The following is a 25385-nucleotide window of genomic DNA, read 5'->3' as shown; positions in this document are numbered from 1 at the left end:
GCACCGGCGCCTTCCGTGCCCGGAGCCGGGTTTGTCGGCGGGGGCCCCTAGGATCGGGGGTGTGGCAGATTCAGCATCGAAGAAGACCGACCAGACGACCGCAGCGGGCCGCCCCCGCCTGATGCTCATGGACGGGCACTCCCTGGCGTACCGGGCGTTCTTCGCGCTGCCCGCGGAGAACTTCACGACCGCGACGGGCCAGCCGACGAACGCCATCTACGGCTTCGCGTCGATGCTGGCGAACACGCTGCGCGACGAGGCGCCCACGCACTTCGCGGTGGCGTTCGACGTGTCCCGCAAGACGTGGCGGTCGACCGAGTTCCCCGAGTACAAGGCGAACCGTTCCAAGACCCCCGACGAGTTCAAGGGGCAGGTCGAGCTGATCGGCGAGCTCCTCGACGCGATGCGGGTGCCGCGGTTCGCGGTGGACGGCTTCGAGGCGGACGACGTGATCGCGACGCTGGCGACGCAGGCGGAGGCCGCCGGATTCGACGTCCTGATCGTCACCGGCGACCGGGACTCCTTCCAGCTGGTGTCGGAGCACACCACCGTGCTCTACCCGACGAAGGGCGTCTCCGAGCTCACCCGCTTCACGCCGGAGAAGGTCGAGGAGAAGTACGGCCTCACCCCCCAGCAGTACCCGGACTTCGCGGCGCTGCGCGGCGACCCGTCCGACAACCTGCCGGGGATCCCGGGCGTCGGCGAGAAGACCGCCGCCAAGTGGATCACCCAGTTCGGGTCGTTCGCCGAGCTGGTGGAGCGGGCCGAGGAGGTCAAGGGCAAGGCGGGCCAGAACTTCCGTGACCACCTGGAGGCCGTCAAGCTCAACCGGGTCCTGACCGAGATGGTCAAGGACGTCGAGCTGCCCAAGGCCCCCGCCGACCTGGAGCGCGCCCCGTACGACCGGTCCGCCGTGACCGGGGTGCTGGACGTGCTGGAGATCCGCAACGCCTCGCTGCGCGAGCGGCTGCTGGCGGTGGACCCGGGTGCGGGCGAGGCGCAGGCGCCCGCCCCCGTCGCGGCGGGTGTCGAGCTGGACGGGTCCGTGCTGGGCGCGGGCGAGCTGGCGCCGTGGCTGCAGGCGCACGCGGGCGGCCCGCTGGGCGTGTCCACCGTGGACAGCTGGGCGCTGGGCCAGGGCAACGTCAGTGAGATCGCCCTGGCGGCGGCCGAGGGTCCGGCCGCCTGGTTCGAGCCGTCCGGGCTGGACGAGGCCGACGAGCGGGCCTTCGCCTCCTGGGCCGCCGATCCGGCGAAGCCGAAGGTCGTGCACAACGCGAAGGGCCTGATGCGGGTCTTCCCGGAGCACGGCTGGACCCTCGCGGGCGTCACCATGGACACCGCCCTCGCCGCGTACCTGGTCAAGCCGGGCCGCCGCTCCTTCGCCCTGGACGCGCTGTCCAACGAGTACCTGCACCGGGAGCTGGCCCCGGCCGCCGCCGACGGGCAGCTGGCCTTCGGCGCCGACGACACGGCCGAGGCGGAGGCGCTGATGGCGCAGGCCCGTGCCGTCCTGGACCTCGGCGACGCCTTCACCGGCAAGCTCGCCGAGGTCGGCGCGGCCGAACTGCTCCACGACATGGAGCTGCCCACCTCGGAGCTGCTGGCCCGGATGGAGCGGTCCGGCATCGCCGCCGACCGTGATCATCTGGAGGCCATGGAGCAGCAGTTCGCGGGCGCCGTGCAGCAGGCGGTGAAGGAGGCGCACGAGGCGGTCGGCCACGAGTTCAACCTCGGCTCGCCCAAGCAGCTCCAGGAGGTCTTCTTCGGCGAGCTGGACCTGCCGAAGACGAAGAAGACCAAGACCGGGTACACCACCGATGCGGACGCGCTGGCCTGGCTGGCCACGCAGACCGACCACGAGCTTCCGGTGATCATGCTGCGTCACCGGGAGCAGGCCAAGCTGCGGGTCACCGTGGAGGGCCTGGTCAAGACCGTCGCCGCCGACGGCCGGGTGCACACGAGCTTCAGCCAGACCGTCGCCGCGACGGGCCGCCTGTCCTCGACGGACCCCAACCTGCAGAACGTGCCGGTGCGCACCGACGAGGGCCGGGCCATCCGCCGCGGCTTCGTCGTCGGTGAGGGCTACGAGTCCCTGATGACCGCCGACTACAGCCAGATCGAGCTGCGGGTGATGGCGCACCTGTCCGAGGACGAGGGCCTCATCGAGGCGTTCCTGTCGGGCGAGGACCTGCACACCACCGTCGCCTCCCAGGTGTTCGGGGTGGAGCGGTCCGCGGTCGACGCCGAGATGCGCCGCAAGATCAAGGCGATGTCGTACGGGCTCGCGTACGGGCTCTCCGCCTTCGGCCTCGCCCAGCAGCTGAACATCGAGCCCGCCGAGGCGCGCGGCCTGATGGAGACGTTCTTCGAGCGGTTCGGCGGGGTCCGGGAGTATCTGCAGCGCGTCGTGGACGAGGCCCGGGCCACCGGGTACACGGCGACGGTCTTCGGGCGCCGCCGCTACCTGCCGGACCTCAACAGCGACAACCGCCAGCGCCGCGAGGCCGCCGAGCGGATGGCGCTGAACGCCCCGATCCAGGGCACGGCGGCCGACATCGTCAAGGTCGCGATGCTGCGCGTGGACCGGGCGATCACCGAGGCCGGGCTGAAGTCGCGGATGCTGCTCCAGGTCCACGACGAAATCGTGCTGGAGATCGCTCCGGGCGAGCGGAAGAAGGTGGAGGAGCTGGTGCGCCGCGAGATGGGTGCGGCCGTCGACCTCCAGGCCCCGCTGGACGTGTCGGTGGGCGTCGGCGCGGACTGGGAGTCCGCCGCGCACTGACCCGCCCGGGCCCGCGGACGCCCGTCCCCGCTACGCGGTGGGGACGGGCGTCCGCGCGTCGCGGCCCGTGCGGTCGCGGTCGTGGCGGTGGCGCAGCCGTACGAGGACCCCGTACAGCAGGAGCGCCACGGCGAGGCCGCCGCCCGCACCGAAGCAGACGGTCGGGATGATGTCGAAGGGCGTGTCGATCCGGTCGAAGAAGGTGTAGAAGCGGATCACGCGCAGGGCGACCCCGGCCGCCACGCACACCGTCACCAGCGCGAGCGCGCCCAGGACCTCCGCGCGGCTCAGGACCGGCACGGACGCGGGGGGCGGGGTGTCGGGCAGCCGGCGCAGGGCGGTCGCCGTGAACCACACCAGGACGCAGGCCGCCACCGCCGAACTGCCGTACTGCAGGTACGAGTAGAGGGGGAGTCCGAAGGCGAGCGGCTCGCCGAGCTGCGGCAGCAGCTCGGTCCCCCAGCGGTCCAGGTGCGTGAAGCTGTCCCACACCAGGTGGGTGAAGGAACCGGCCACCGCCGAGACGTAGAACCACAGCGCGAGCGGCAGCAGCCGGCGCCCACGCCAGTGCTCGCCGCGCACGAAGGCGTGCACCCGGCCCCGCCGGCGCTGCGGCAGGAGGGCGATCAGGGGTTCGCGCAGCAGCAGCCAGCAGGCCACGAGGGCGGCGGTGAGGACCGCGTCCGCCGTGAGCACGCCGAGGGGGGAGTGCGTGAACGTCCCGTAGGCCATCACGCCGCCGACGACCGCGTCCGCGAAGTAGAAGGTGTCCGGCGCGAACGAGCCGAGCACCAGCGCCGAGGCGACGAGCGGTCCCCGGGCGCGCCCGGTCCGGCGCAGGGCCGGAAGGACGGCGGCCGCATGGCTGAGGGTGAACGGCATGGAACCTCTCCTGGTGTCGGACGTCCGACGGCGGAGCGGTCGGCGCGGGACCCTTGCTCCGGGCCGGTGCCCGTGAAGGGTCTGGACAGTATGCGTGAGCTGCGCAGGGACGTGGGGATCCGGTGGAAGCCCCGGCACGGTGCGTGCTGTGTGCAGGGAGTTGGCAACCGGTCCACGGCCTACCTGCGGACCGTGCGGTCGTGGTTCACGTACTACCTGAAGGGGACGTACGAAGTCCCGGATACCGGAGACGCGGATACGCCGGCGGGCGTTCCCGCGGTGACCCCGCCGAAGCCGAAGCCGAAGCCGAGTCCGGACCCGACACCTGCGCCGACGCCGACGACCCCACGCCTACGCCGAGCCCGACGCCTACGCCGACCCCCACGCCTACGCCGAGCCCCACACCGACACCGACGCCGAGCCCGACCCCCACGCCTACGCCGAGCCCGAGCGTCATCCCGGCTCCGAAGCCCAGCCCCTCCGGCAGCGTCCGTCCCACGGCCACGGCCACGGCCACGGTCCCGTCCGGTCCGGTGCCCACCCCCACCGCCCCCGGGAGGGCAGGCCCCGTGACCGGGACCCGCTAGCCCGCCCGCCCAGGTCATCAGCGCCGCCGGCACCCCGGCCGCCACGAGGGGACCCCGGACGGGAGCGGGCGGGTCGGCCGACTCGGGAGCGAAGCTCAGGTGGGCGAGCACCCGGCCGAGGAAGTCCGGGGCGAGGCCGAGCAGTTCGAGCACGATCTGGAAGACGGACCCGGCGACGTCCGCGCCCGGGGGCCGGCGCCGGGACAGGAGTGCGCGTACTCGGCGAGGCGCCGCGTCCTGCCGTGAACCCGCAGCCCCAGACGGTTCTCATCTCGCCCCCGCGTTGCTACGGTGCCTCCGCCCTGACGCCCTATCAGATTCCGGAGGCCCGGCATGCGCGCACTGACCGCCGCCGCCAGCGGGCTCGTCCTCGCGGTACTCCTCGTCCTCGCCGTCACGGCGCTCGGGGCGCCCGAAGGCAAGACCTCGCCCAAGCCGCTGCTCACCACCGCGCCCGCCGCGCCCGGACTGTAGAGGAGGGCCCGGCCATGCGACGCAGAGCGAGCCTCGTCCTGCTGGCCCTCGCCGTGTTCTGTGCGGCCCTCGCGCCGCTGCTGCGCTGGTACGCGTACCCGCGGCTCGCGAAGATCCCGCCGAACCAGTACCAGGAGATGGTCCTGGAGGCGAAGGCCGCCACCCTCATCGACTACGACGACGGCATGAAGCCCAAGAAGGTCGACAAGGTCACGATCGTCCAGACCCTCAAGGGCAACGTCGAGGCATCGAAGGAGATCGAGGCCGACGCCGGCAAGGACGTGGTCGTCTGGGACACGCTCTCCCACATCATCGGGCCGGACGGGAAGATGGTCTCCCAGATACCCGAGCGGTACATCTTCGACGCCCACACCCAGGACCCGGTGCACGCCACCGGCGAGATGGTCGACGGGGACCCGGTCAAGCGCGAGGGCATCGAGTTCAAGTGGCCCTTCTTCACCGAGCCCCGCGACTACCTCTACTTCGACGCGCAGACCCGCACCTCCTCGCCGATCCACTACGTGGGCCCGCGCACCTACCGGGGGATGGAGGTCTACTACTTCGAGCAGACCGTCCCGTGGACCAAGGTCGCCATGCCGAAGAAGATGCCGGTCGAGGGCATCGACCCGGCGACGATCGAGCAGACCACCGGGACCAGCCTCTGGTACACGGTCAAGGCGATGTTCTGGGTCGACCCGGTCACCGGTGCGCCCGTCAACGCCGAGCAGGTGATCCAGCAGGAGATGCGCGGCGGGATCGCCGCGGGCGGACCCGACGGGAAGCTCACCGCCTTCGCCGGACACGTCAAGATGCGCGAGGACTACGCGAAGTACACCCTCGACCTGGTCGCGTCGAACCGTACGAAGGTCCTCGCGCTGCACACCTACGCCCCCCTCGGCCTGGCGGCGGGCGGGATGCTGTTCCTGGGGCTGGCGCTGTGGCTGGAGGCTCGCGGCCGGCGGGTGCGGGACGAGGGCGTCAGCGCCTGAGCCGGGCGTTGGTGTGCCGGGTGGGCTCGGCCGTGGCCGGGTCCTGCGGCCACGGGTGCTTGGGGTAGCGGCCGCGCAGCTCGGCGCGGACCGCCCGGTAGCCGCCCTGCCAGAAGGAGGCGAGGTCGGCGGTGACGGCCGCGGGCCGCCCGGCGGGCGACAGCAGGTGCACGAGTACGGGCACCCCCGCGACCTCGGGGGTCTCGGCCAGCCCGAACAGCTCCTGGAGCTTCACGGCGAGCACCGGCTGCCCGCCGGAGTAGTCCACCCGGATCCGGGAGCCGCTGGGCACCTCGATCCGCTCGGGAGCCAGCTCGTCCAGCCGGGCCGCCTCACCGGTGGCCCAGGGCAGCAGCCGGTTCAGGGCCTGCCCGGCGTCGATGCGGGCGAGGTCCGCACGGCGCCGGGCCCGGGACAGCTCGGGCTCCAGCCACTCCTCGGCCCGCTCCAGCAGGCCGCCGTCGTCCTCCACGTCCGGCCAGGCGCCGCCGAGCGTCCGGTGCAGGAAGCCCAGCCGGGCCCGGAGCCCGGCCGCGTCCTGGGTCCAGCGCAGCAGGCCGAGGCCCTCGGTGCGCAGCCCGTCGAGGAGGGCGGCGCGCACGAGGACCGGGTCGGGGTCGCGCAGCGGGCGCACGGCGAGCTCGATCGCCCCGAGCCGTTCCGCTGCGCGGGCGACCACGTCTCCGTCCTCCCAGTGCACCTCCTCGCCCTTGCTGCGCAGATGGGCGGCCGCGGCCAGGGCGGTGGCCCCGTCGACGACGGCGGCGAGCCGGATCCGGGCGGAGGCCGAGTGCGGGGGCCGGTCGGCGACGGCCACGGCCAGCCAGGGCGCGTGGCGCAGCGGTGAGCCGTCGGTGAGCTCGGCCGCGGTGCCGGATGCCATCAGGAACGCCCCCTCGGCCTTGGCCTTGGCCACCCGCTCCGGGAACGCCAGGGCTGCCACGAGCCCCGCGGCGGCATCGTCACCGGAGCTGCGCCCCGGACCCCCCGCCTCCGACGCCGGCGGGGCCGGATCCCGGCTCGCGCCGTCCGCCGGGGCGGTTTCAGCCCCGCCGGCGATCGAGCCCCGGGGGGTCCGCGGCTCCGCCCCGGTTTCGGGAAGGGGCGGGGCGGGGGAGAGCCCCGCAGGGCCCTCCTGCGCGGCGGCGCGCTCCAGGCGGCGGGCCTCCGTGCGCCAGCGCGCCGCGTAGCCGTCGCCACCCCGGCGGGCGGAACGCCAGGCGGCGGCCAGGTCGTCCCCGTACTCGCGCGGCGGCTCCTCGCTGAGCAGGGCCACCACCTCCGCCGCCCGGCGGGCGCCGAGCGCGGCGGCACCGTCCAGCAGGGCCCGGGCCAGCCGCGGATGCAGCCCCACGCGGGACATCCGCAGGCCGCGCGGCGTGGGCCGCCCGGCCGCGTCCACGGCCCCGACCGCGCGCAGCACCTCCCGCGCCGCGGCCATCGCACCCGCCGGCGGCGGGTCCAGCAGTGCCAGCCCGGCCGCGTCCGGGTCGCCCCAGCAGGCGGCCTGCAGTGCGAACTGCGCCAGATCGGCGAGGCGGATCTCCGGCGCGGGGAAGGCGGGGAGGCGCACGTCCTCCGCCTCGGACCAGCAGCGGTACACCGTGCCCGGCGCCTCGCGGCCCGCCCGGCCCGCCCGCTGCCGCCCGGCCGCGCGGGAAGCCCGTACGGTCGCCAGCGCGCCCAGCCCCCGGGCGTGGTCCACCCGGGGTTCACGGGCCAGCCCCGAGTCGACGACCACGCGGACGCCGGGCACGGTCAGGCTCGACTCGGCCACCGAGGTGGACAGGATCACGCGGCGGTGGGCCGCGGCGGTCAGCGCCGCCTCCTGCACGGCCGCCGGGGCCCGGCCGTGGACCTGGAGCACCTCGGCGTCCACCCCGGCCAGCTGCCCGGCGACCCGGGCGATCTCCCCGACGCCGGGCAGGAAGCACAGGACGTCCCCGTCGCGCTCCGCCAGGGCCCGCCGCACCACCGAGGTCACGTGCGCCAGCTGCGCGGGATCCACCCGCGTCCCGTGCGGGGGCCGCACCGGCCGGGCCGGGGGAGCCCAGAGGGTCTCCACCGGGTACGAGACCCCGGCGGCCTCCACCACGGGCGCGCCGCCGAGCAGCCGGGACCAGCCGGCCGCGTCGGTCGTCGCCGAGGCCGCGACCAGGCGCAGCTCCGGCCGCAGGGTCTCCCGTACGTCCAGCAGGAAGGCGGCGACCGTGTCGGCGTCCAGGTGCCGTTCGTGGCACTCGTCCAGGACGACCACGTCCGTGCCGGAGAGCTCCTGGTCGCGCTGGAGCCGCTGGAGCAGGACACCGGTGGTGACGACCTCCACGACGGTCCCGGGACCCGCGACCCGCTCCCCGCGCACGGTGAAGCCCACCGATCCGCCGACCTGCTCGCCGAGCAGCCAGGCCATCCGCCGCGCCGCCGCCCGGGCGGCGATCCGCCGCGGCTCGGCGACGACCACCCGGCGCCGCGGCCCGCCCCCGGCCAGCCCGGCGAGGACCAGCGGCACCAGGGTGGTCTTGCCGGTGCCCGGCGGGGCGCAGAGCACGGCCGTTCCGTGGCCGTCCAGCGCGGAGACGAGCGCGGGCACGGCCTCCCGTACGGGAAGGGCGTCGAGGGCGGCGCTGCGGTCGGCGGAGGGCGTGGAGCGCGCGGAGGTCAAGGGAGTCAGTCCCTCTCGCACACGAAGATCGCGGTGCCGGGGATCAGGTTGCCGCGCAGCGGGGACCATCCGCCCCACTCCTGGCCGTTCCAGGCGGGCCACTCGGGCTCGACCAGGTCGACCAGGCGGAAACCGCCCGCGACCACGTCGCGGACCCGGTCGCCGAGGGTGCGGTGGTGCTCCACGTAGACGGCACGGCCCTGCTCGTCCTGTTCGACGTACGGGGTCCGGTCGAAGTAGGAGGCGGCCACGGACAGGCCCTCGGGGCCGGGCTCGTCGGGGAAGGCCCAGCGGATCGGGTGGGTGACGGAGAAGACCCAGCGGCCGCCCGGGCGCAGGACGCGGTGGACCTCGCGCATCACGTTCACCGGGTCGGCGACGAAGGGGACGGCGCCGTACGCGGAGCAGGCGAGGTCGAAGGAGGCGTCGCGGAAGGGGAGCCGGCCGGCGTCGGCCTCGACCAGCGGGACGTCCTCGCCGATGCGCAGGGCGTGCTGGAGCTGGCGGTGGGAGAGGTCCAGGGCGACCGGGCGGGCGCCCTGGGCGGCCAGCCAGCGCGAGCACTGGGCGGCGCCGGCCCCGATCTCCAGAACGTCCTTGCCCCGGAGGGAGGCCGCGGGGCCCAGCAGGGCGGCCTGTGCCTCGTCCAGTCCCTCCGGGCCCCAGACGAACCGGTCGTCGCCGAGGAAGGCCCCGTGCTCGCTCTGGTACTCGTCGGCGTTGCGGTCCCACCAGCCCCGGCTGGCGCGGCTGCTCTCCGCTTCCCCCGCGTCACGCCGGGTGGCCTCGGCGTCGTCCGGGGCGCCGCCGTCGGCTCCCTGCGCGTCTTGGGGGGCGTAGGACTCTTGGTTCATGGGGCCCGTCGTCGTAGTCTGCCGATACGGCAGGAAGGGCCATCAGGGCCTTCCCGCCGAAGAATTGTGCCGGTTATCCGGCGATCCGCCCGGGGTGTGCGCCTTCGCGCATTGACCCTGTCCGGCTGCCCCCGTATGCTACAAGTTGCGCTGCGAGCCTGTGCTCCTCAGACCTAGCAGGCTGCGCTTGCATCTGTTGATGTCCCCTCGGTTTTCGAGGTCCCGCCGCTCTTCCGCAGATCGGGGGCCTCCTTGGCTGTCCGGTCTTCGGTGGATGCCGATAAGGGCTCCCGGCGTAGCAGTACCTACGACTTTCTGTCCGTAACCGGAGCCCTTTCCCACATGACGAGCAGCACCGAGACCACCGCCACCACTCCGCAGGTTGCGGTCAACGACATCGGCGACGCGGACGCGTTCCTCGCGGCGATCGACGAGACGATCAAGTACTTCAACGATGGCGACATCGTCGACGGCGTCATCGTCAAGGTTGACCGGGACGAGGTTCTCCTCGACATCGGTTACAAGACCGAAGGCGTCATCCCCAGCCGCGAGCTCTCGATCAAGCACGACGTCGACCCGAACGAGGTCGTCAAGGTCGGCGACGAGATCGAGGCCCTTGTCCTCCAGAAGGAGGACAAGGAAGGCCGCCTGATCCTCTCGAAGAAGCGCGCTCAGTACGAGCGTGCCTGGGGCACCATCGAGAAGATCAAGGAAGAAGACGGCATCGTCACCGGTACCGTCATCGAGGTCGTCAAGGGTGGTCTCATCCTCGACATCGGCCTCCGCGGCTTCCTGCCGGCCTCTCTCGTCGAGATGCGTCGCGTCCGCGACCTCCAGCCCTACGTGGGCAAGGAGCTCGAGGCGAAGATCATCGAGCTGGACAAGAACCGCAACAACGTGGTCCTGTCCCGCCGCGCCTGGCTCGAGCAGACCCAGTCCGAGGTTCGCCAGACGTTCCTCACCACCCTGCAGAAGGGTCAGGTCCGCTCCGGCGTCGTCTCCTCGATCGTCAACTTCGGTGCCTTCGTGGACCTGGGCGGCGTCGACGGTCTCGTGCACGTCTCCGAGCTGTCCTGGAAGCACATCGACCACCCGTCCGAGGTTGTCGAGGTCGGCCAGGAAGTCACCGTCGAGGTCCTCGACGTCGACATGGACCGTGAGCGCGTCTCCCTGTCGCTGAAGGCGACGCAGGAGGACCCGTGGCAGCAGTTCGCCCGGACCCACCAGATCGGTCAGGTCGTCCCGGGTAAGGTCACCAAGCTGGTTCCGTTCGGTGCGTTCGTCCGCGTGGACGAGGGCATCGAGGGTCTGGTCCACATCTCCGAGCTGGCCGAGCGCCACGTGGAGATCCCGGAGCAGGTCGTCCAGGTCAACGACGAGATCTTCGTCAAGGTCATCGACATCGACCTCGAGCGTCGCCGGATCTCGCTGTCGCTGAAGCAGGCCAACGAGTCCTTCGGTGCCGACCCGGCCTCGGTCGAGTTCGACCCGACGCTGTACGGCATGGCCGCGTCGTACGACGACCAGGGGAACTACATCTACCCCGAGGGCTTCGACCCCGAGACCAACGACTGGCTCGAGGGCTTCGACAAGCAGCGCGAGGCCTGGGAGACCCAGTACGCCGAGGCGCAGCAGCGCTTCGAGCAGCACCAGGCTCAGGTCATCAAGAGCCGCGAGGCCGACGAGGCCGCTGCCGCCGAGGGTGCTGCCGCCCCGGCCGCCGGTGGCGGCAACGCCGGTGCGGGCATCTCGGGTGGTTCGTACTCCTCGGAGTCGGACGAGACCTCCGGCGCCCTGGCGTCGGACGAGGCCCTGGCCGCGCTCCGCGAGAAGCTGGCCGGCGGCCAGAGCTGATCGCAGCGCATCACACCTCGGTGTGAGCTGAGCTGAAAAGTAGGGCCCGCCCCCTCCGGGGGGCGGGCCCTACTGCTGTTCCGCCCCGCGCGTTTTGCTTTCCTGTGAAAGGAACCGACCAGGAGTCAACTGGGGAATGGCACAGTCGCCTTGGACGTTCTTGGCAGAGAACACGGCGAGGAGGAGTGGTGACGGTGCTTGATCCGCAAGGTTTGTACGAGTGGGACGCCAAGGGCCTGGCGGTGGCCGACCTGGCTCTGGCCCAGGACTCGGCCGGCCTGGTCATGCTCTACCACTTCGAGGGGTACATCGACGCGGGTGAGGCCGGGGAGCAGATCGTCGAGCGGCTCCTGGACACCCTGCCCCACCAGGTGGTGGCCCGTTTCGACGCGGACCGGCTGGTGGACTACCGGGCCCGGCGCCCGCTGCTGACCTTCCAGCGCGACCACTGGACCGAGTTCGAGGAACCCCGGCTGGAGGTCCACCTCGTCCAGGACGCCACCGGTGCGCCCTTCCTGCTGTTCTCCGGCCCCGAGCCGGACGTGGAGTGGGAGCGGTTCGCCGTCGCCGTCCGGCAGATCGTCGAGCGGCTCGGCGTCCGGCTGTCGGTCAACTTCCACGGCATCCCGATGGGCGTCCCGCACACCCGGCCCGTCGGGATCACCCCGCACGGCAACCGGACCGACCTCATGCCCGGCCACCGCAGCCCCTTCGACGAGGCGCAGGTGCCCGGCAGCGCGGAGTCGCTGGTGGAGTTCCGCCTCGGCCAGGCCGGGCACGACGTCCTGGGCGTCGCCGCCCACGTACCGCACTACATCGCCCGCTCCCCCTACCCGGACGCCGCGCTGACGGTGCTGGAGGCCGTCACGGCGGCGACGGGGCTGGTCCTGCCGGCCGTGGCGCACGCGCTGCGCACCGAGGCGCACCGCACCCAGACCGAGATCGACCGGCAGATCCGCGAGGGCGACGAGGAGCTGGTCGCCCTCGTGCAGGGCCTGGAGCACCAGTACGACGCGGCGGCCGGGGCGGAGGCCCGCGGCAACATGATCGCCGAGCCGGCCGAGATCCCGTCGGCGGACGAGATCGGCCGCGAGTTCGAGCGGTTCCTGGCGGAGCGCGAAGGCGAGAACTGACACCGGGGCCGACGGCGGCCCCGCCCGTCGCGGTACTAGGCTGCGGACATGCTGAAAGTGGGCCTGACGGGCGGGATAGGTGCCGGCAAGAGCGAGGTGTCGCGGCTGCTGGCGGGGTACGGGGCGGTCGTCGTCGACGCGGACCGGATCGCGCGGGAGGTCGTCGAGCCCGGCACCCCCGGGCTCGCCGCCGTCGTCGCCGCCTTCGGAGAGGACGTACTGACCGCGGAAGGGGCGCTGGACCGGCCCCGGCTGGGGTCCGTCGTCTTCGCCGACCCCGCGAAGCTCCAGACCCTCAACGCGATCGTGCACCCGCTGGTCGGGGCCCGGTCCGCCGAGCTGGAGGCCGCCGCGGGCCCCGACGCGATCGTGGTGCACGACGTACCGCTGCTCACCGAGAACGGGCTGGCGCCCCTCTACGACCTCGTGGTCGTCGTGGACGCGGCCCCGCAGACCCAGCTGGCGCGGCTGACCGCGCTGCGCGGGATGACCGAGGAGGAGGCGCGGGCCCGGATGGCCGCCCAGGCCACCCGGGAGCAGCGGCTGGCCGTGGCGAGCCTGGTCATCGACAACGACGGACCGCTGGAGGCGCTGGAGCCGCAGGTGCGCAAGGTGTGGGACGAACTCACCGCGCGCGCCCGGACGGAAGCGGCGGATGCGACGGAAGCGGGGGACGCGGGTTCCCGGGCGTGACGTGAGCACGGAACAACGGGCACGGGCGGGGCGTTGAACGCGCCCGTAGAGGGAAGGAACCGACCGTGTCCGACACCACACCGCAGCCGCCGTCCTCGCCCGTGCCGTCCGGTGGGGCGAGCCCGGAGACGCACGTCATCGACTACCGGGCCGCCGAGCAGCTGCTGGCGGCTCGCGACCCGCGCGGCGCCGTCAAGCTGCTCGACTCGGTCATAGCCGCCCATCCGGAGAACACCGCGGCCCGGCTGCTGCGCGCCCGGGCCTTCTTCGCCGCCGCCCAGCTGCGGCCGGCGGAGCTGGAGTTCGAGCTGGTCCTGGAGCGGGAGCCGGACAACGCCTTCGCCCACTTCGCCCTGGCCCGCACCCATCAGCGCTCCGGCCGGCCCGAGCAGGCACGCAAGCACTTCCGGCTGGCCGCCGCCCTCGACCCGCAGCCGGAGTACCTGGAAGCGGCCCGTTTCGAGCAGTAGCCCCTCAGCCCTCCGAGGGGTGGTGGGGAGGCTCCCCCGGGGTCCCGCGGGGCTCACGGCTCGTGGGCGGGGGATCGTGCAGGGGCTCGTACGGGGGGATGTCGCGGCCCGGCTGGTAGTGCGGCCCCTGGCGGATGTGGCGGATCACCACGGCGAGGTCCGCGGCGGCCAGCAGCGCGACCACCCCGCAGGCAGCCGCCCACCCCGGACGGCCGGCCAGCGAGAACGCGGTCGTCCCGGCGGCGGCCCAGATCAGACCCCACAGGCTCAGCCAGAACCGCAGCCGCAGCGGACTGCGGGCGGTCACCGGCTCGTTTCCGGAACGCATGGCTTCCGCCTCGGATATCGCACGGAGTTCCTCGTTCCATGGTCCCACCCGGCGCACAGACGCGGGGTGGGACCGGGGGCGCGGGTCAGGGGTTGAGCTTGTTCACGGCCTTCGTGGTCGTCTTCTTGAAGTCGGCGACCGGGGCGTGCGACAGGTCGCCCATCTGGCCCCACTGCACGACGGTCACGGTCGCACCGTCCCGGCCGATGCCGAACAGGTGCACGCTGGGCTCGGACTCCGGGATCGAGGCGTGCACCCCGTAGACGTGCGCCCCTTCCTCGACGGACAGCGTCCCGTAGTCCTGCCAGGAGGCCGTGCCGCCCGGGGTCGCCCGCAGCCAGTCGGCGGCGCAGGCCGCGACCTTGCGCTCCAGGGTCCCGACGAGCTTGGCGGCCGCGGAGGCCGAAGCGGACCGTACGGAGACCTGCACGGCGCCGGTGTCGAACTCGGTGCCGAACTGGCGGTGCCAGCTGCCCGCCGCCGGAAGCACGCCCTCCAGGCAGAACGGCGCGGACTCGGGCAGGCCCTTGGTGACCTTGCCGGCGAACCACGGCGAGCCGGGGTGCGGCGGCAGGTCGGTGCCGTTGACGAACCCCGGGGCGGTGGCGGCCGTGGCCGTGGTCGAGGCGGTCAGGACGAGGGCGGCGGCCGCCGCGAGGAGGGCGGTGGTGAACGTGGCGGCGGTACCGGTGCGTCGGAACATGGTCGGTTCTCCCGGGTGTCTCAACAGGACGCGTCTCGACGAGGCGAGTCATCGGTGCGGATGCTTACGCCGACAGCCTTTCCCCGAGACGGGGTGTCGGGCGACGGATCGCGGCGGATTCGGGACACTGGAACGGCCGTACGTACTGTCACCTGGGGGAACACCCCCTGCATGGAACGCAGTCGTGGGACGGGGGACGCCGTGGGTGCGGGTGGGCGCGGGGGCGAGGACGTGGAAGAGGGCGAGTCGCAGCGGTTCGCGCGGCTGATGCGGGCGCTGAAGGAGCGGGCGGGACTGAGTTACGGGGTGCTGGCGCGGCGGCTGCACACCAGCACCTCGACCCTGCACCGCTACTGCAACGGCGAGGCCGTGCCGGCGGAGTTCGCGGTGGTGGACCGCTTCGCGCGGCTCTGCGGCGCCTCGCCGGCCGAGGCGGTGGGCCTGCACCGGGCCTGGCTGCTGGCGGACGCCCGCCGCCGGGCGGCGGCCCGTTCCGCGGCGGCCCCCGGAACCGGGCGGGGCACGGCGCCGGGCGCGGCCGCGCCCGCGGGGCCGGTTGCCGGGCCCGGCGGAGCCCAGTCCGCGGAGCCGGGCGCCGGGCGGGCTGCGGAGCCGGGTGCCGGGCCGGGTGCCGGGCCGGGTGCGGAACCGGGTGCGGAACCGGGTGCCGGTGCGGCTGCCGGGCCCGGTGGGGTCCAGGCTGCTGGGTGGGCTGCGGAGTCAGGCGCTGGGCGGGCTGTAGGGCCGGCTGCCGGGCCGGGTGCGGAACCGGGTGCCGGTGCGGCTGCCGGGCCCGGTGGGGTCCAGGCTGCGGAGCCGGGCGACGGGCCGGGTGCGGGGTCCGGTGTCGGGGCGGTTGCGGGGGCGGAGGTGGCTGCCGGGGTCGGCGGGGTGCAGGGAGGGCGGGCGGAGCCGGCGTCGGTGGACGGGGCCGTGCGGGTGGCCGTACCGGCGCCGCTCCGGCCGCCCTGGTACCGGCGCCGGGGAGCCACGGCCGTCGTCGCCGGGGCGGTGGCGGGCGCGGTGGCCGTGGCGGTGCTGACGGCCGCACTGCCCGGGGGCGGCGGCACCCCCTCGGCCGGGGCGGGGGCTTCGGTGGCGCCCCCGGCCTCGTCCCCCGCGGGGACCGGTACGCCCGCGCCGGGGGCACCGGGCACCGCATCGCCCTCGTCCGCCTCCCCGTCCGCCCCGGGCTCGGCCCCGGCCTCGGCTCCGGCCTCCGCCCCGACGCAGGTGCCCGTACCGCCCCCCGGCACGGAGCCCGGCCGGGGTCCGGCCACCGCGGCGCCGCTCAGGGCGGCGGTGCGGTCGCACGTATGGGCCGCGGGCTGCGAGCACGCGTACCTGGCCGAGCAGGGCCCGGGGGCACTGCCCCCGCCCCCCGTCGAGGCGGACGCGCCCGCCTGGGCCTCCTCGCAGCGCGCGGTGCACGCCGGGACGCAGATCGTGGAGGTCACCCTGCACGGCACGGGACCGGGAGCCGTGGTCCTGGAGGACCTCGAAGTACGGGTGGCCGCCCGGCGCGCCCCGCTCGCCTGGAACGTCTACGAGATGTCCCAGGGCTGCGGCGGAGGGCTCACCCCGGCCGGGTTCGCGGTGAACCTGGACGCGCCGAGGCCGCTGGCCCGTCCCGTCGCCGGGAACGACGGCGGCAACAGGGTCCCCGCCCCCTCCTTCCCGCTGCGGGTCTCGGCCGCGGAGCCGGTCGTGCTGCGGGTGGAGGCCGCCACCAAGGGCTGCGACTGCGACTGGTCGCTCGACCTGCGCTGGACCGGGCCCTCCGGCACCGGCACCCTGCGGCTCGACGACAACGGCCGGCCGCTGCGGACCAGCGCCACCACCGGCCGGCCCGTCTACGGGTACGCGACGGAACAGGGCGGCCGCTGGGCGCGCTGAGCAGACGGGGCGTACGACCAGGTCAAAGGTGTTGTCAGTGCCCCGACCTAGACTCGGTGCAGAGGAAACCGCACCGAGCGGGACCGACCGGGGGAGGGGACACCATGGCACGGCAGCCGGAGGCAGGCCCGCCGCCCGCGCAGCCGCGGTCACCGGCTCGGACGCAGCCGCCGCCCACCGGGGCCGAAGGCGCGCTGCTGCGCCACGCGGCCCTCTTCCTGCCCGCCGCCGTCCCCCGCGAGGGCCGCATAGCGTTCTGGGCGCCCGACGGGGACCCGCTGCCCGAAGCCGGTACCCCGACACCGCTCACCGTCGTGCGCCCGCACGGCGACGGGGTGCGCAGCCGGACCGTGCCCGCGGTGACCTTCTCCGTCGTCGACGCCCTGCCGCTGCTCGCCCGGGCCCCCCACAGCCCCGCCGCCCATCCCGCCACCCGCGCCTGGGGCACCGTCGCCGCCCAGGCCCTGACCCTGGCCGCCCGGGGCCGGCTGCTCCCCGGCCTCACCCCCGAGGGGGTCGACGCCTGGCGCGCCGGTCCCCTCGACGCCGCCGATGTCGACCACCTCCGCGCGGTCGCAGCCGCCCTGCCGTACGAGGGGTACGCGACCCCCCTGGCGGGCCGCCGCCCGCTCCAGCTGCCCGAACCGGAGGCGCTGGTCCGCGCGTTCCTCGACGCCGTGGCCGACGTCCTGCCCCGTACCCCGGCCGCGCCGGTGGCCGCCGGGCCGGCCTTCGCCGCCCGGGAACCGCAGCGGGTGCCCGGGATGGCGGACTGGGCCGCGCAGGTCGCGGCCGGCGCCGACACCGGCGTGGGCATCTCGCTCAAGCTCGACCTGTCCTCCTTCCGCCTCTTCGACGGGGAGGCCGCGGAGGACGCCGGCCCGGCCGAGGACGTCCGGCGGGCCGGGGCCGCAGTCGTCCAGGTGCACAGCCTCGCCGACCCCACCCTGGTCACCGACGCCGGGCAGCTGTGGGCCGGCGCGGCCGCCGCCGGGTTCGGCCCCCGCGCCCGGATCGACGCCGTGCTGGCACTGCGCCGGGCCGCGCGGGTCTGGCCGCCCCTGCTGCGGCTGCTGGACCAGCCCGCCCCCGATGTCCTCGCCCTGTCGGACCCGGAGCTCGAAGACCTGTTGGGCGTCGCCGCCGGCCGGCTGGCCGCCGCCGGCGTCCTGGTCCACTGGCCGCGCGAGCTGGCCCGTACGCTCTCGGCGACCGCCGTCGTCCGGTCCACCGCGCCCGGATCCGCCACCGACGGCACCGCCTTCTTCGACGCCGAGCACCTCTTCGCCTTCTCCTGGGAGCTGGCCCTCGGAGGCGACCGGCTCACCCCGGGCGAGATGGACGCCCTGGCCCAGGCGCACCGGCCCGTCGTGCGGCTGCGGGACCAGTGGGTGCGGGTCGATCCCGAGCTGGTGCGCAAGGCGCGCAAGCGGGAGCTGGGCCTCCTGGACCCGGTGGACGCGCTGGCCGTCGCCCTCTCGGGCACGGCCGAGGTGGACGGGCAGCCGGTCGAGGTGGTCCCGGTGGGGGCGCTGGCCGCCCTGCGCGCACGGCTGACGGCCGAGCTGGCCCCGCTGCCGCAGCCGGCGGCGCTGAAGGCCACCCTGCGCGACTACCAGGCCCGCGGGCTGGCCTGGCTGGACCTGATGACCTCGCTCGGGCTCGGCGGCTGCCTCGCCGACGACATGGGCCTGGGCAAGACCGTCACCCTGATCGCCCTGCACCTGCACCGGGACCGGCCGCAGCCGACCCTGGTCGTCTGCCCGGCGTCCCTGCTCGGCAACTGGCAGCGGGAGATCGAGAAGTTCGCCCCCGGGGTACCGGTGCGCCGCTTCCACGGCGGCACCCGCAGCCTGGACGGGCTGGACGGCGGCTTCGTCCTCACCACGTACGGCACGATGCGCGCGAGCGCCGCCCGGCTGGCCGGGCAGGACTGGGGCATGGTCGTCGCCGACGAGGCCCAGCACGTCAAGAACCCGCACTCGGCGACCGCGAAGGCGCTGCGCACGATCCCGGCGCCCGCCCGGGTGGCCCTGACCGGCACCCCGGTGGAGAACAACCTCTCCGAGCTGTGGGCGCTCCTCGACTGGACCACGCCCGGGCTGCTGGGGCCGCTCACCGCCTTCCGGGCCCGCCATGCCCGCCCGGTGGAGCACCAGCAGGAGGAGGACGGGGGCAACGAGGCGGCGGTCGCCCGGCTGGCCGCCCTCGTGAGGCCGTTCCTGCTGCGGCGCAAGAAGTCCGACCCGGGCATCGCGCCCGAGCTGCCGCCGAAGACGGAGACGGACCATCCGGTCTCCCTCACGCGCGAGCAGGCCTCGCTCTACCAGGCCGCGGTGGACGAGGCGATGGCCGTGATCGGGGCGAGCGAGGGCATCGAGCGGCGCGGCATGATCATGAAGCTGCTGGCCTCGCTCAAGCAGATCTGCAACCACCCCGCGCAGTACCTGAAGGAGGAGCAGCCCCGGATCCCGCACCGCTCGGGCAAGCTCGCCCTGCTCGACGAACTCCTGGACACGATCCTGGCCGAGGACGGCTCGGTGCTGGTCTTCACCCAGTACGTGACGATGGCCCGGCTCATCGAGCAGCACCTGTCGGCCAGGGGGATCTCCCACCAGCTCCTGCACGGCGGGACGCCGGTGCCGCGCCGCGAAGAGCTGGTGGACCGCTTCCAGGCGGGCGAGGTCCCCGTCTTCCTCCTGTCGCTGAAAGCGGCCGGCACCGGGCTGAACCTGACCCGGGCCGGACACGTCATCCACTTCGACCGCTGGTGGAACCCGGCGGTCGAGGAGCAGGCCACCGACCGCGCCTACCGGATCGGGCAGACCCAGCCGGTGCAGGTGCACCGGATCATCACCGAGGGCACGGTCGAGGACCGGATCGCCGAGATGCTGGAGGCGAAGCGGGCGCTGGCCGATGCCGTCCTCGGCTCCGGCGAGTCGGCGCTGACCGAGCTGACCGACCGGGAGCTGGCCGACCTCGTCTCACTGAGGAGGCCCGAGTGATCACCGCGCAGGACGACCGCCGCCGCACCTTCGAGACCGTGCCCGCCAGCGCGGAGGCCGTCAGCTGGTGGGGCCGGGCGTGGGTGTCGGCTCTGGAGGAGGTCTCCCGGGACGCGGCCCGCCTGGCCCGGGGCCGTACCTACGCGGCCGAGGGCCACGTCGACGCCGTCACCGTCACCCCGGGCCGGATCGTGGCCTACGTACGGGGCGGCCGGCCGCGCCCCTACCGCACCGAGCTGGTCCTGTCCGCCTTCCCCGACGCGCGGTGGAGCGAACTGCTGGAAGCGGTCGCGGCCGATCCCGCGGCGCTCGCCGCCCTGCTGGAGCGCGAGGTGCCGCGCAGCCTCGCGGAATCGATCCTGCCGGGCGCCGGCGAGCTCGTCCCGCGCTGCTCCTGCCCGGACGTGGCACGTCCGCCGTGCAAGCACGCGGCGGCCCTCTGCTACCGCGCGGCCCGCCTCCTGGACGAGGACCCGTTCGTCCTGCTGCTGCTGCGCGGCCGCGGGGAGCGGGAGCTGCTCGAGGAGCTGACCCGCCGCAACGCCGCCCACGCCGCACGGGAACGGCCCGACAGCGCACCGGACTTCCCCGGGGTCCCGGCCCGCGCGGCGCTGGCCCGTACCGCTCTGCCCCCGCTGCCGGCGCCGTTCGCCGCACCGGCCGCCGCGGGGCTCCCTCCCGCGTACCCGGCCGACCCCGCTGCACCGGATCCGCTGGCGCTGGACCAGCTCGCCTCGGACGCCGCCGCCCGGGCCTTCGCCCTGCTGACCACCGCCGAGGACCCTTTCGCCGGGCTCAGCCTGTGGCAGGACGCCGTCCGGCTGGCCTCCGCACATCCCACCGCGGGGCTCACAGGAGCCGCCCGCACCCTCTACCGGGACCTGGCGCGCGCCACCGGCCGCAGCACCACCGACCTGGCCCGGGCCGCCGCGGCCTGGCGCCAGGGCGGCCGCCCGGCCCTCGCCGTCCTCGAAGAGCCCTGGGACCCTCCGGCGGGCCCCTTCGACCGGGCCCGCCCGCTGCTCCTGGCCGCTGCCCGGGGCTCCTTCCGCCCCGACCGCAACCGGCTCACGGCCGCCACGCGCCAGCTCCGCCTCGGCCGTGACTCCCTCTGGTACGCCTACGAGTCCCGCCCCGGCGAAGACGACTGGTGGCCCACGGGCCGCCCCTGCCCGGACCCGGTCACCGCACTCGGGTCCTGAGCCCGCGCGCTCTCCCCCCGGGTGCGGTGGGACCAGAGGCGGTCAGGCGTTCGTCGTGCGGGCGACGCGGTAGAGCACCTGGGACCGCAGCGGCCCGGCGGGCGCGGCGGGGTCGTCGAAGTCGCCGGCCGGGTCCCGGGTCATGCCGATCCGGCGCATCACCGCCTGGGAGCGGAGGTTGGCGGCGGTGGTCACGGCGAGGACCTCGGGGAGCCGGAGCGTGTCGAAGCCGTGGGCCAGGACTGCCCGTGCGGCCTCGGTGGCGTAGCCCTGCCCCCAGGCCGGACGGGCCGGCCTCCAGCCGATCTCCGTCCCGGTGAACGGCATGCCGTCATCCACCTCGTCCAGGCCCGCCAAGCCGATGAACCGGCCCGTGGCCCGCACCTCGACCGCCCACCAGCCGTACCCCCGCCGGTCGAACGCGGCCTGGAAGCGTGCCACGGAGTCGTCGCTCTGGCCGCGGGTCAGCAGGTCGCCCAGGTGCTCCCGGACTTCGGGATCGGCATTCATCGCCGCCCACGGTGCGAGGTCGCAGGCGCGCCAACGGCGCAGGGTGAGCCGGTCGGTGTGCAGTTCAGTCATGCCGCCCGTTCCACGTGAGTCCCGCCCCGGGGGCCATCCCTTTTCCTCACCCGGCTTCCTGGCGGGGGAGTCCGCCCGCCCACCGGGTCAGCGTGGTGAAATCGCGCTCGCGCAGTCCGTGGCGGGGATGGATGCGCAGGAGGAGGGCGGGGGACGGGTGGTGGGCCGCGACCCAGGCGCGGTCCTGGGGGGTGATCATGTCGTCGACCCAGGCGAAGGGGCGGCCTGCGGCCCAGTCGACGAGGGGACGCGTCTTCCACGAGAGGCCTTCCGGGTCGCGGGCGAAGAGTTCCGGCCATTCGACGACGGGGAGATCGCCCGGGAGTCCGATGTGCGGGGCGATCAGCGTGTTGGCCTGGTGCGTCCAGGCGGTCGCCCAGGTGAGCTCGTAGGGCAGCGCCTGGAGCCGGGCCCCGTGGGACGGGTGGAGGCGTACCCGCGCGCCGCGCCGGGCGCTGCGGGACTCCGGGTCGCGGTAGGAGAGCCACACGTCCGGCCGCATGCGGTGGGTCGTGTACCCGCGCAGACCGGCGAAGAGGGACCGGAAGGGGTTCAGGGGGCCGTCCACATCGAGGAGGAGCAGCGGGCGATCAGTCATGAAATAGGCAGTACCCAGTACACGATGGAGTGAAATGCCTATCGGCTCTATAACCCGAACGGGTTCAGCGCGTTGTTCCGGTACGGGTCCAACACCCGGGAACCTCTCCGGAAGGCAGGAAAACTGATGCGTCACAGTCGTCGAAATGGCTTGATCGCGGCGGTGGTTGCAGGAGGTGGTCTGGCGGTCGCGGGCGTGAGCGGGCTGGCTCACGCGGACGCGGAGGCGGGCGGTGGGGCCGAGCGGTCACCGGGTCTGCTGTCGGGGAATCTGGTGCAACTGCCGGTGCACGCCCCGGTGAACGCGTGCGGGAACACCGTCAGCGTCGTCGGCCTGCTCAACCCGGCCGCCGGGAACCGCTGTGCCAACGAGGCGACGGAGGGCGGCGGGCATCAGGGGTCGAAGCCGTCGTCCCATTCCGCCCGCCCGTCGAAACCAGGCTCGGGCGGCGGCTCGGCAAACGGGGGCGGGGCCACCGCTCATGGGAACGGAAAGGCTTCGCCGGGGCTGCTGTCCGGCAACGGGCTCCAACTCCCCGTCGACGTCCCGCTGAACCTCAGCGGGAACGCGGTGAGCGTCGTCGGGATCGGCAACAGCTCCAGCGGCAACACCTCCGTGAACGGCGAGGTGCCCACCACCCCCGGCAAGCCGCTCCAGCCGCTCCAGCCGCCCCGGCCGCCCGTCACCGAACGGCCGGCGACCCCGCTGCCGGCCCCGGTACCGCCGCGTCACACCGAGGCCCTCGCCCAGACCGGCACCGACGGCCTCGGCTACCTGCTGCCCGGCGGCGGAGCCCTGCTGCTCGGCGGCGCCCTCCTCTACCGTCGTTTCCGCCCCGTGAACTAGGCCCTGTCGTCACAGTGGCGCCTGGCCCTAAGCCGAGCGCACCTGGTCCTCCCGGGCGCCGCGGGGGCGGCGGGGCGGTGGGCGGCGCCAGCCGTCGAGGACCGCTTCGATCTGTGCGGCGAGGCGGGCGCGGGCGGCGAAGCGGGGAACACCCGCCATCAGCAGGGCGTCGTACTCGGTGTCGGTGTGCCGCACGGCCGCCCGGACCGCGTACGACACGGCGAGTTCGTCCAGGGCCCGGCCTGCCGCGCTGCGGCCCACCCGGCCGCTTCCGCGCACCGAGGCGTGGGTGGCGATCGCCACGGCACGCTCCGCCGGGCAACCGGGGAACAGCCGCACTATCTCGGCAGCGAAAGCCGCAGTGAACCGGCTGTCCTCGGCCGCGCGCCGCAGCCGGTCGCGCTCCCGGCGCCGGGCCCGCGCCTCCGCGTCCGCGAGACAGGCCCGCTCGGCCCGGGCCAGCGCGGCGTCCTCCACGAGGAGCCCCTGACGCTCGTAGCGGTGGCGACGCCGGTTGAAGCGGACCACGACCGCGGACAGGGAACTGCCCTCACGGGACCGGCGGGTGAGTGCCGCGTCCCCCCGCGGGAGGTACACCAGGTGCCCGAGGTCCGCGCAGTCCAGGCAGCGCGGCACGCCCGCCTCGCGCACGACGTGCCGCAGCGGCCCGTGCCGGCACTCCGCGCAGTGGATCTGCTTCGCTGACTCGAAGACGACCAGGCTCATACAGGTGTGATACCGCCGAAGGAACCTCATATCACCTGGTGGCGAAGGGCGGTTGAGGTTTTGCCAACTCTTCCTCGAAGCCGTGTCGGCCTTCTACGGTGTGGCTGGTGGGCGGTGGCCCGTCCACTGAGGAGGGCACATGCGGGGACAGCAGACGACGACACGGCCGGCCGGGCCGCGCGCCTTCACGGCGCCGAACGGGCGGGAGATCGTCATCGCACCGGGGGGCTGCACGGGCTGGCACTACCACCGGGTGCAGCTGAACGCCGTCGTCCTCGCCGGGACGCTGACCCGCGTCCTGCACGACCGCACGGTCGAGGTGCATCCGACCGGCACCACCTTCGTGGAACCCGCGGGCATCGGGCACATCCACCTGGGCCACAACCTCGGCTCCGACCCGGTCGTGCTCCACGTCACCCCGGCGCTCCCCGCCGGAACCCCCTTCTCCATACCCGCCCCCACCCCCTGCGGAGCCACACCCGCGGTGTGCCGGGAACACGCCGCCTGAACCTCCGCCCCTGACCCCGGCCCCGCCCCGGAACCCCCGCCGCAGCCCGCCCCTGGCCCCGTACGGGCGCGGGCCCGCCCCCGTGCGCCGCGGACCGGCACCCCCCGGGTGGTCACACCAGGCGGCGTATCTCCCCGCGCACCCGGTAGAAGCCCCCGGAGGCCGCGTGCAGCCCCTCCACCACGTATCGGGCCCCCGGTTCGCGGATCCCGCGCGGGAACTGCACGTTCCAGGAGGGTTCGAACCCGTCCGACACCACCTGGACCCGCATCCGGCCGCCCTGCTGGACGCACTCCACGACCACGCCGCCCGCCCCCGCCGCGGCCACCGACACGGTCGCCACCGCCGAGGCGGACCTGGCCGGGGTGAACACCGGCAGGGCCGCCGCCGACTTCACATCCCTCGCTGTCGGCACCGACCCCTGCTGCGCCGCGGCGATCGCCTGCTCGCTCGCGTCCACACACACCAGCGAACCGTCGGTGGTGACCAGGTAGAGCCGCCCGTCGAAGTACTGCATGGACAGCGCCGCCCCGCTGCCCGTGCCCAGCTTCCACAGCCGCTGCCCGTCCGCGTCGAAGCAGTACACCGACGAGGAGAGGTCGCCCGCGAAGACGTGCCGGCCGTCCGGCGAGGTCGCGCACGAGTACACCGCCGCGTCGCACCGGTAGGTGGCCTCCACCGCGCCGGTCGCCTTCGACAGCCGCTGCACGGCGTTGCGGCCGGTGCCCGCGTACACCGCGTGCTCCTCCTGCCAGCCGAACAGCACCGAGCCGGCGGTGTCCGTGTGCCACAACTCCCCGCCGCCGTCCGGGGCGTACGCCGTGACCCCCTTGCTGTGCCCGTGGTAGATCCCGTCCGCGTCCGCCCGGACCATCCACGCGTTGGAACCCGGAGAGCGCCGCGACCACTGGAACTCGTCCTCGTGGTCGATGACCGTCAGCCCGCCGTTGCGGTCCGACACGTTCAGCACGCCCTCGCGGATGTCGAGCCAGAAGATGTCCACGTCCGCCGCGATGTCGTACGCCCCGAACGGCACCTTCGACGAGAGGTCGTAGACCGTGCCGTCGTCACAGCCCGCGTAGATCCAGAATTCGTCCGCCACCAGGCACTTCACCCCGTCCGGCAGGGAGTACCGGGCCAGCACCTCACCGCCGTGGCTCAGCGTGTAGACGTCGCCCGCCTGGTTGCCGACCCAGCAGCGGTCCTCGTCCACATGGATCCCGAAGGCCGAGGAGCCGGTGCGGAAACGCCACAGCACGGGGGCCACCCCACGCGCCGTCGACGGCGCGGACGTGACCTGGCGGCGGGTCACCGACCGTGCCACGCGCTGCCCCCGCACGGCCGGGGCGTACCCCTTGCGGACCTTCTCGCCGATCTTCTTCGCGGCCGCCGCCCTCGCCTTCTCGACGGTCGGGAAGGAGGAGTTCTGCAGCTGTCCGTCCGCACCGATGCGCCCGTACCGCACGGAGACCGCGGTACCGTCCACGGTCACCTCGTAGAACTTGTGCGCACCGCCGCCCTCCTGCGAAAGCTCCAGGTACGTCGTCTCCCGAGCCATGACAGACCCCTCCCCGATGGCCAGGCCGCCGACGCCCTTTCCGCCGGTGA

22 protein-coding genes are annotated in these 25385 nt (G+C 74.2%); 13 read left to right on the top strand and 9 right to left on the bottom strand.

Annotated elements, in window-relative coordinates:
- The first annotated feature begins 61 nt into the window (after window positions 1-61).
- Window positions 62-2785, top strand: a complete 2724-nt coding sequence (polA, locus tag ACFWUZ_RS07310; protein WP_384368480.1) for a DNA polymerase I — start codon at window positions 62-64, stop codon at window positions 2783-2785.
- Between the two features lie 30 nt (window positions 2786-2815).
- Here polA and ACFWUZ_RS07305 read toward each other — a convergent pair whose 3' ends face one another.
- Window positions 2816-3667 (bottom strand): DUF4184 family protein, encoded by an 852-nt coding sequence (locus ACFWUZ_RS07305; RefSeq protein WP_384368477.1) that lies wholly within the window; start codon window positions 3665-3667, stop codon window positions 2816-2818.
- A 686-nt stretch (window positions 3668-4353) separates the two neighbouring features.
- On the opposite strand from ACFWUZ_RS07305, the gene ACFWUZ_RS07300 reads away from it, so the two are divergent.
- From ACFWUZ_RS07300 to ACFWUZ_RS07290, 3 genes are all read left to right on the top strand, one after another.
- Window positions 4354-4500: a hypothetical protein gene (locus ACFWUZ_RS07300; protein WP_384368474.1), complete on the top strand. Its 147-nt coding sequence runs from the start codon at window positions 4354-4356 to the stop codon at window positions 4498-4500.
- An 87-nt stretch (window positions 4501-4587) separates the two neighbouring features.
- Window positions 4588-4728 carry an SPW_0924 family protein gene (locus tag ACFWUZ_RS07295; RefSeq protein ID WP_384368472.1) on the top strand — a complete coding sequence of 47 codons (141 nt, stop codon included), beginning with the start codon at window positions 4588-4590 and terminating at the stop codon, window positions 4726-4728.
- A gap of 14 nt (window positions 4729-4742) precedes the next feature.
- On the top strand, window positions 4743-5717 hold the full coding sequence (locus ACFWUZ_RS07290; protein WP_384368469.1) for a DUF3068 domain-containing protein: 975 nt from the start codon (window positions 4743-4745) through the stop codon (window positions 5715-5717).
- Here ACFWUZ_RS07290 and ACFWUZ_RS07285 read toward each other — a convergent pair.
- Together ACFWUZ_RS07285 and ACFWUZ_RS07280 are read right to left on the bottom strand one after the other, a co-directional pair.
- A complete protein-coding gene (locus ACFWUZ_RS07285) occupies window positions 5707-8448 on the bottom strand; it encodes an ATP-dependent RNA helicase (protein WP_384368466.1) in 2742 nt (913 codons plus the stop codon). The genes ACFWUZ_RS07290 and ACFWUZ_RS07285 overlap by 11 nt on opposite strands.
- Window positions 8385-9233 carry a class I SAM-dependent methyltransferase gene (locus ACFWUZ_RS07280; RefSeq protein ID WP_384368463.1) on the bottom strand — a complete coding sequence of 283 codons (849 nt, stop codon included), beginning with the start codon at window positions 9231-9233 and terminating at the stop codon, window positions 8385-8387. Before ACFWUZ_RS07280 ends, ACFWUZ_RS07285 begins: the two co-directional genes overlap by 64 nt.
- Window positions 9234-9575: 342 nt before the next feature.
- Here ACFWUZ_RS07280 and rpsA point away from each other — a divergent pair, with 342 nt between their 5' ends.
- The 4 genes from rpsA to ACFWUZ_RS07260 all read left to right on the top strand — a co-directional run bounded on the left by rpsA (window position 9576) and on the right by ACFWUZ_RS07260 (window position 13383).
- Complete coding sequence (gene rpsA, locus ACFWUZ_RS07275) at window positions 9576-11087, top strand: 30S ribosomal protein S1 (protein ID WP_030720534.1); 1512 nt, start codon at window positions 9576-9578, stop codon at window positions 11085-11087.
- Between the two features lie 194 nt (window positions 11088-11281).
- The gene (locus ACFWUZ_RS07270; protein ID WP_384368866.1) at window positions 11282-12220 is read left to right on the top strand and encodes a PAC2 family protein; all 939 of its coding nucleotides are present in this window, start codon (window positions 11282-11284) and stop codon (window positions 12218-12220) included.
- Between the two features lie 48 nt (window positions 12221-12268).
- Window positions 12269-12913, top strand: coding sequence for a dephospho-CoA kinase (coaE, locus tag ACFWUZ_RS07265; RefSeq protein ID WP_384368460.1), 645 nt, complete (start codon window positions 12269-12271; stop codon window positions 12911-12913).
- Window positions 12914-12978: 65 nt separating this feature from the next.
- Window positions 12979-13383 (top strand): tetratricopeptide repeat protein, encoded by a 405-nt coding sequence (locus tag ACFWUZ_RS07260; RefSeq protein ID WP_384368457.1) that lies wholly within the window; start codon window positions 12979-12981, stop codon window positions 13381-13383.
- 4 nt (window positions 13384-13387) lie between these two features.
- On the opposite strand, the gene ACFWUZ_RS07255 is transcribed toward ACFWUZ_RS07260, so the two are convergent.
- Both ACFWUZ_RS07255 and ACFWUZ_RS07250 read right to left on the bottom strand, forming a co-directional pair.
- Window positions 13388-13711: a DUF6343 family protein gene (locus ACFWUZ_RS07255; protein WP_384368454.1), complete on the bottom strand. Its 324-nt coding sequence runs from the start codon at window positions 13709-13711 to the stop codon at window positions 13388-13390.
- Window positions 13712-13796: 85 nt separating this feature from the next.
- Entirely contained in the window at window positions 13797-14414 is a 618-nt protein-coding gene (locus ACFWUZ_RS07250; RefSeq protein ID WP_384368451.1) for a hypothetical protein, read from the bottom strand.
- Between the two features lie 171 nt (window positions 14415-14585).
- Between ACFWUZ_RS07250 and ACFWUZ_RS07245 the strand changes: the two genes are divergently transcribed.
- The 3 genes from ACFWUZ_RS07245 (at window position 14586) to ACFWUZ_RS07235 (ending at window position 20517) form a co-directional block, all read left to right on the top strand.
- Window positions 14586-16310 (top strand): helix-turn-helix domain-containing protein, encoded by a 1725-nt coding sequence (locus ACFWUZ_RS07245; protein ID WP_384368448.1) that lies wholly within the window; start codon window positions 14586-14588, stop codon window positions 16308-16310.
- Window positions 16311-16414: 104 nt separating this feature from the next.
- Complete coding sequence (locus ACFWUZ_RS07240) at window positions 16415-19315, top strand: SNF2-related protein (protein ID WP_384368445.1); 2901 nt, start codon at window positions 16415-16417, stop codon at window positions 19313-19315.
- Window positions 19312-20517, top strand: a complete 1206-nt coding sequence (locus tag ACFWUZ_RS07235; RefSeq protein ID WP_384368442.1) for an SWIM zinc finger family protein — start codon at window positions 19312-19314, stop codon at window positions 20515-20517. Before ACFWUZ_RS07240 ends, ACFWUZ_RS07235 begins: the two co-directional genes overlap by 4 nt.
- 42 nt (window positions 20518-20559) lie before the next feature.
- On the opposite strand, the gene ACFWUZ_RS07230 is transcribed toward ACFWUZ_RS07235, so the two are convergent.
- A complete protein-coding gene (locus tag ACFWUZ_RS07230; RefSeq protein ID WP_384368439.1) occupies window positions 20560-21099 on the bottom strand; it encodes a GNAT family N-acetyltransferase in 540 nt (179 codons plus the stop codon).
- Between the two features lie 46 nt (window positions 21100-21145).
- Entirely contained in the window at window positions 21146-21697 is a 552-nt protein-coding gene (locus tag ACFWUZ_RS07225; RefSeq protein ID WP_384368436.1) for a hypothetical protein, read from the bottom strand.
- Between the two features lie 195 nt (window positions 21698-21892).
- Between ACFWUZ_RS07225 and ACFWUZ_RS07220 the strand changes: the two genes are divergently transcribed.
- Window positions 21893-22543, top strand: a complete 651-nt coding sequence (locus ACFWUZ_RS07220) for a chaplin (RefSeq protein ID WP_384368433.1) — start codon at window positions 21893-21895, stop codon at window positions 22541-22543.
- Window positions 22544-22570: 27 nt separating this feature from the next.
- On the opposite strand, the gene ACFWUZ_RS07215 is transcribed toward ACFWUZ_RS07220, so the two are convergent.
- Entirely contained in the window at window positions 22571-23269 is a 699-nt protein-coding gene (locus tag ACFWUZ_RS07215; RefSeq protein WP_384368430.1) for a DUF2293 domain-containing protein, read from the bottom strand.
- Window positions 23270-23408: 139 nt separating this feature from the next.
- Here ACFWUZ_RS07215 and ACFWUZ_RS07210 point away from each other — a divergent pair, with 139 nt between their 5' ends.
- A complete protein-coding gene (locus ACFWUZ_RS07210; RefSeq protein WP_384368427.1) occupies window positions 23409-23777 on the top strand; it encodes a cupin domain-containing protein in 369 nt (122 codons plus the stop codon).
- Between the two features lie 112 nt (window positions 23778-23889).
- Here the strand turns inward: ACFWUZ_RS07210 and ACFWUZ_RS07205 are convergent, their stop codons facing one another.
- Window positions 23890-25335 carry a WGR domain-containing protein gene (locus ACFWUZ_RS07205; protein WP_384368424.1) on the bottom strand — a complete coding sequence of 482 codons (1446 nt, stop codon included), beginning with the start codon at window positions 25333-25335 and terminating at the stop codon, window positions 23890-23892.
- Between the last annotated feature and the right edge of the window lie 50 nt (window positions 25336-25385).

Origin of the sequence: Streptomyces sp. NPDC058646 (genome assembly GCF_042716875.1) — a bacterium.
GTDB lineage: Bacteria > Actinomycetota > Actinomycetes > Streptomycetales > Streptomycetaceae > Streptomyces.
The sequence above is the reverse complement of the archived record's forward strand: the minus strand, read 5'-3'. Positions and strand labels throughout refer to the sequence as shown.

Coding starts and splice junctions, on each gene's coding strand:
- ACFWUZ_RS07280 (WP_384368463.1), bottom strand. CDS start 9,233: ATGAACCAAGAGTCCTACGCCCCCCAAGACGCGCAGGGAGCCGACGGC.
- ACFWUZ_RS07250 (WP_384368451.1), bottom strand. CDS start 14,414: ATGTTCCGACGCACCGGTACCGCCGCCACGTTCACCACCGCCCTCCTC.
- ACFWUZ_RS07210 (WP_384368427.1), top strand. CDS start 23,409: ATGCGGGGACAGCAGACGACGACACGGCCGGCCGGGCCGCGCGCCTTC.
- rpsA (WP_030720534.1), top strand. CDS start 9,576: ATGACGAGCAGCACCGAGACCACCGCCACCACTCCGCAGGTTGCGGTC.
- ACFWUZ_RS07225 (WP_384368436.1), bottom strand. CDS start 21,697: ATGACTGATCGCCCGCTGCTCCTCCTCGATGTGGACGGCCCCCTGAAC.
- ACFWUZ_RS07230 (WP_384368439.1), bottom strand. CDS start 21,099: ATGACTGAACTGCACACCGACCGGCTCACCCTGCGCCGTTGGCGCGCC.
- ACFWUZ_RS07255 (WP_384368454.1), bottom strand. CDS start 13,711: ATGCGTTCCGGAAACGAGCCGGTGACCGCCCGCAGTCCGCTGCGGCTG.
- ACFWUZ_RS07290 (WP_384368469.1), top strand. CDS start 4,743: ATGCGACGCAGAGCGAGCCTCGTCCTGCTGGCCCTCGCCGTGTTCTGT.
- ACFWUZ_RS07305 (WP_384368477.1), bottom strand. CDS start 3,667: ATGCCGTTCACCCTCAGCCATGCGGCCGCCGTCCTTCCGGCCCTGCGC.
- ACFWUZ_RS07295 (WP_384368472.1), top strand. CDS start 4,588: ATGCGCGCACTGACCGCCGCCGCCAGCGGGCTCGTCCTCGCGGTACTC.
- ACFWUZ_RS07240 (WP_384368445.1), top strand. CDS start 16,415: ATGGCACGGCAGCCGGAGGCAGGCCCGCCGCCCGCGCAGCCGCGGTCA.
- ACFWUZ_RS07215 (WP_384368430.1), bottom strand. CDS start 23,269: ATGAGCCTGGTCGTCTTCGAGTCAGCGAAGCAGATCCACTGCGCGGAG.
- coaE (WP_384368460.1), top strand. CDS start 12,269: ATGCTGAAAGTGGGCCTGACGGGCGGGATAGGTGCCGGCAAGAGCGAG.
- ACFWUZ_RS07205 (WP_384368424.1), bottom strand. CDS start 25,335: ATGGCTCGGGAGACGACGTACCTGGAGCTTTCGCAGGAGGGCGGCGGT.
- ACFWUZ_RS07285 (WP_384368466.1), bottom strand. CDS start 8,448: ATGGTCCCCGCTGCGCGGCAACCTGATCCCCGGCACCGCGATCTTCGT.
- ACFWUZ_RS07245 (WP_384368448.1), top strand. CDS start 14,586: ATGGAACGCAGTCGTGGGACGGGGGACGCCGTGGGTGCGGGTGGGCGC.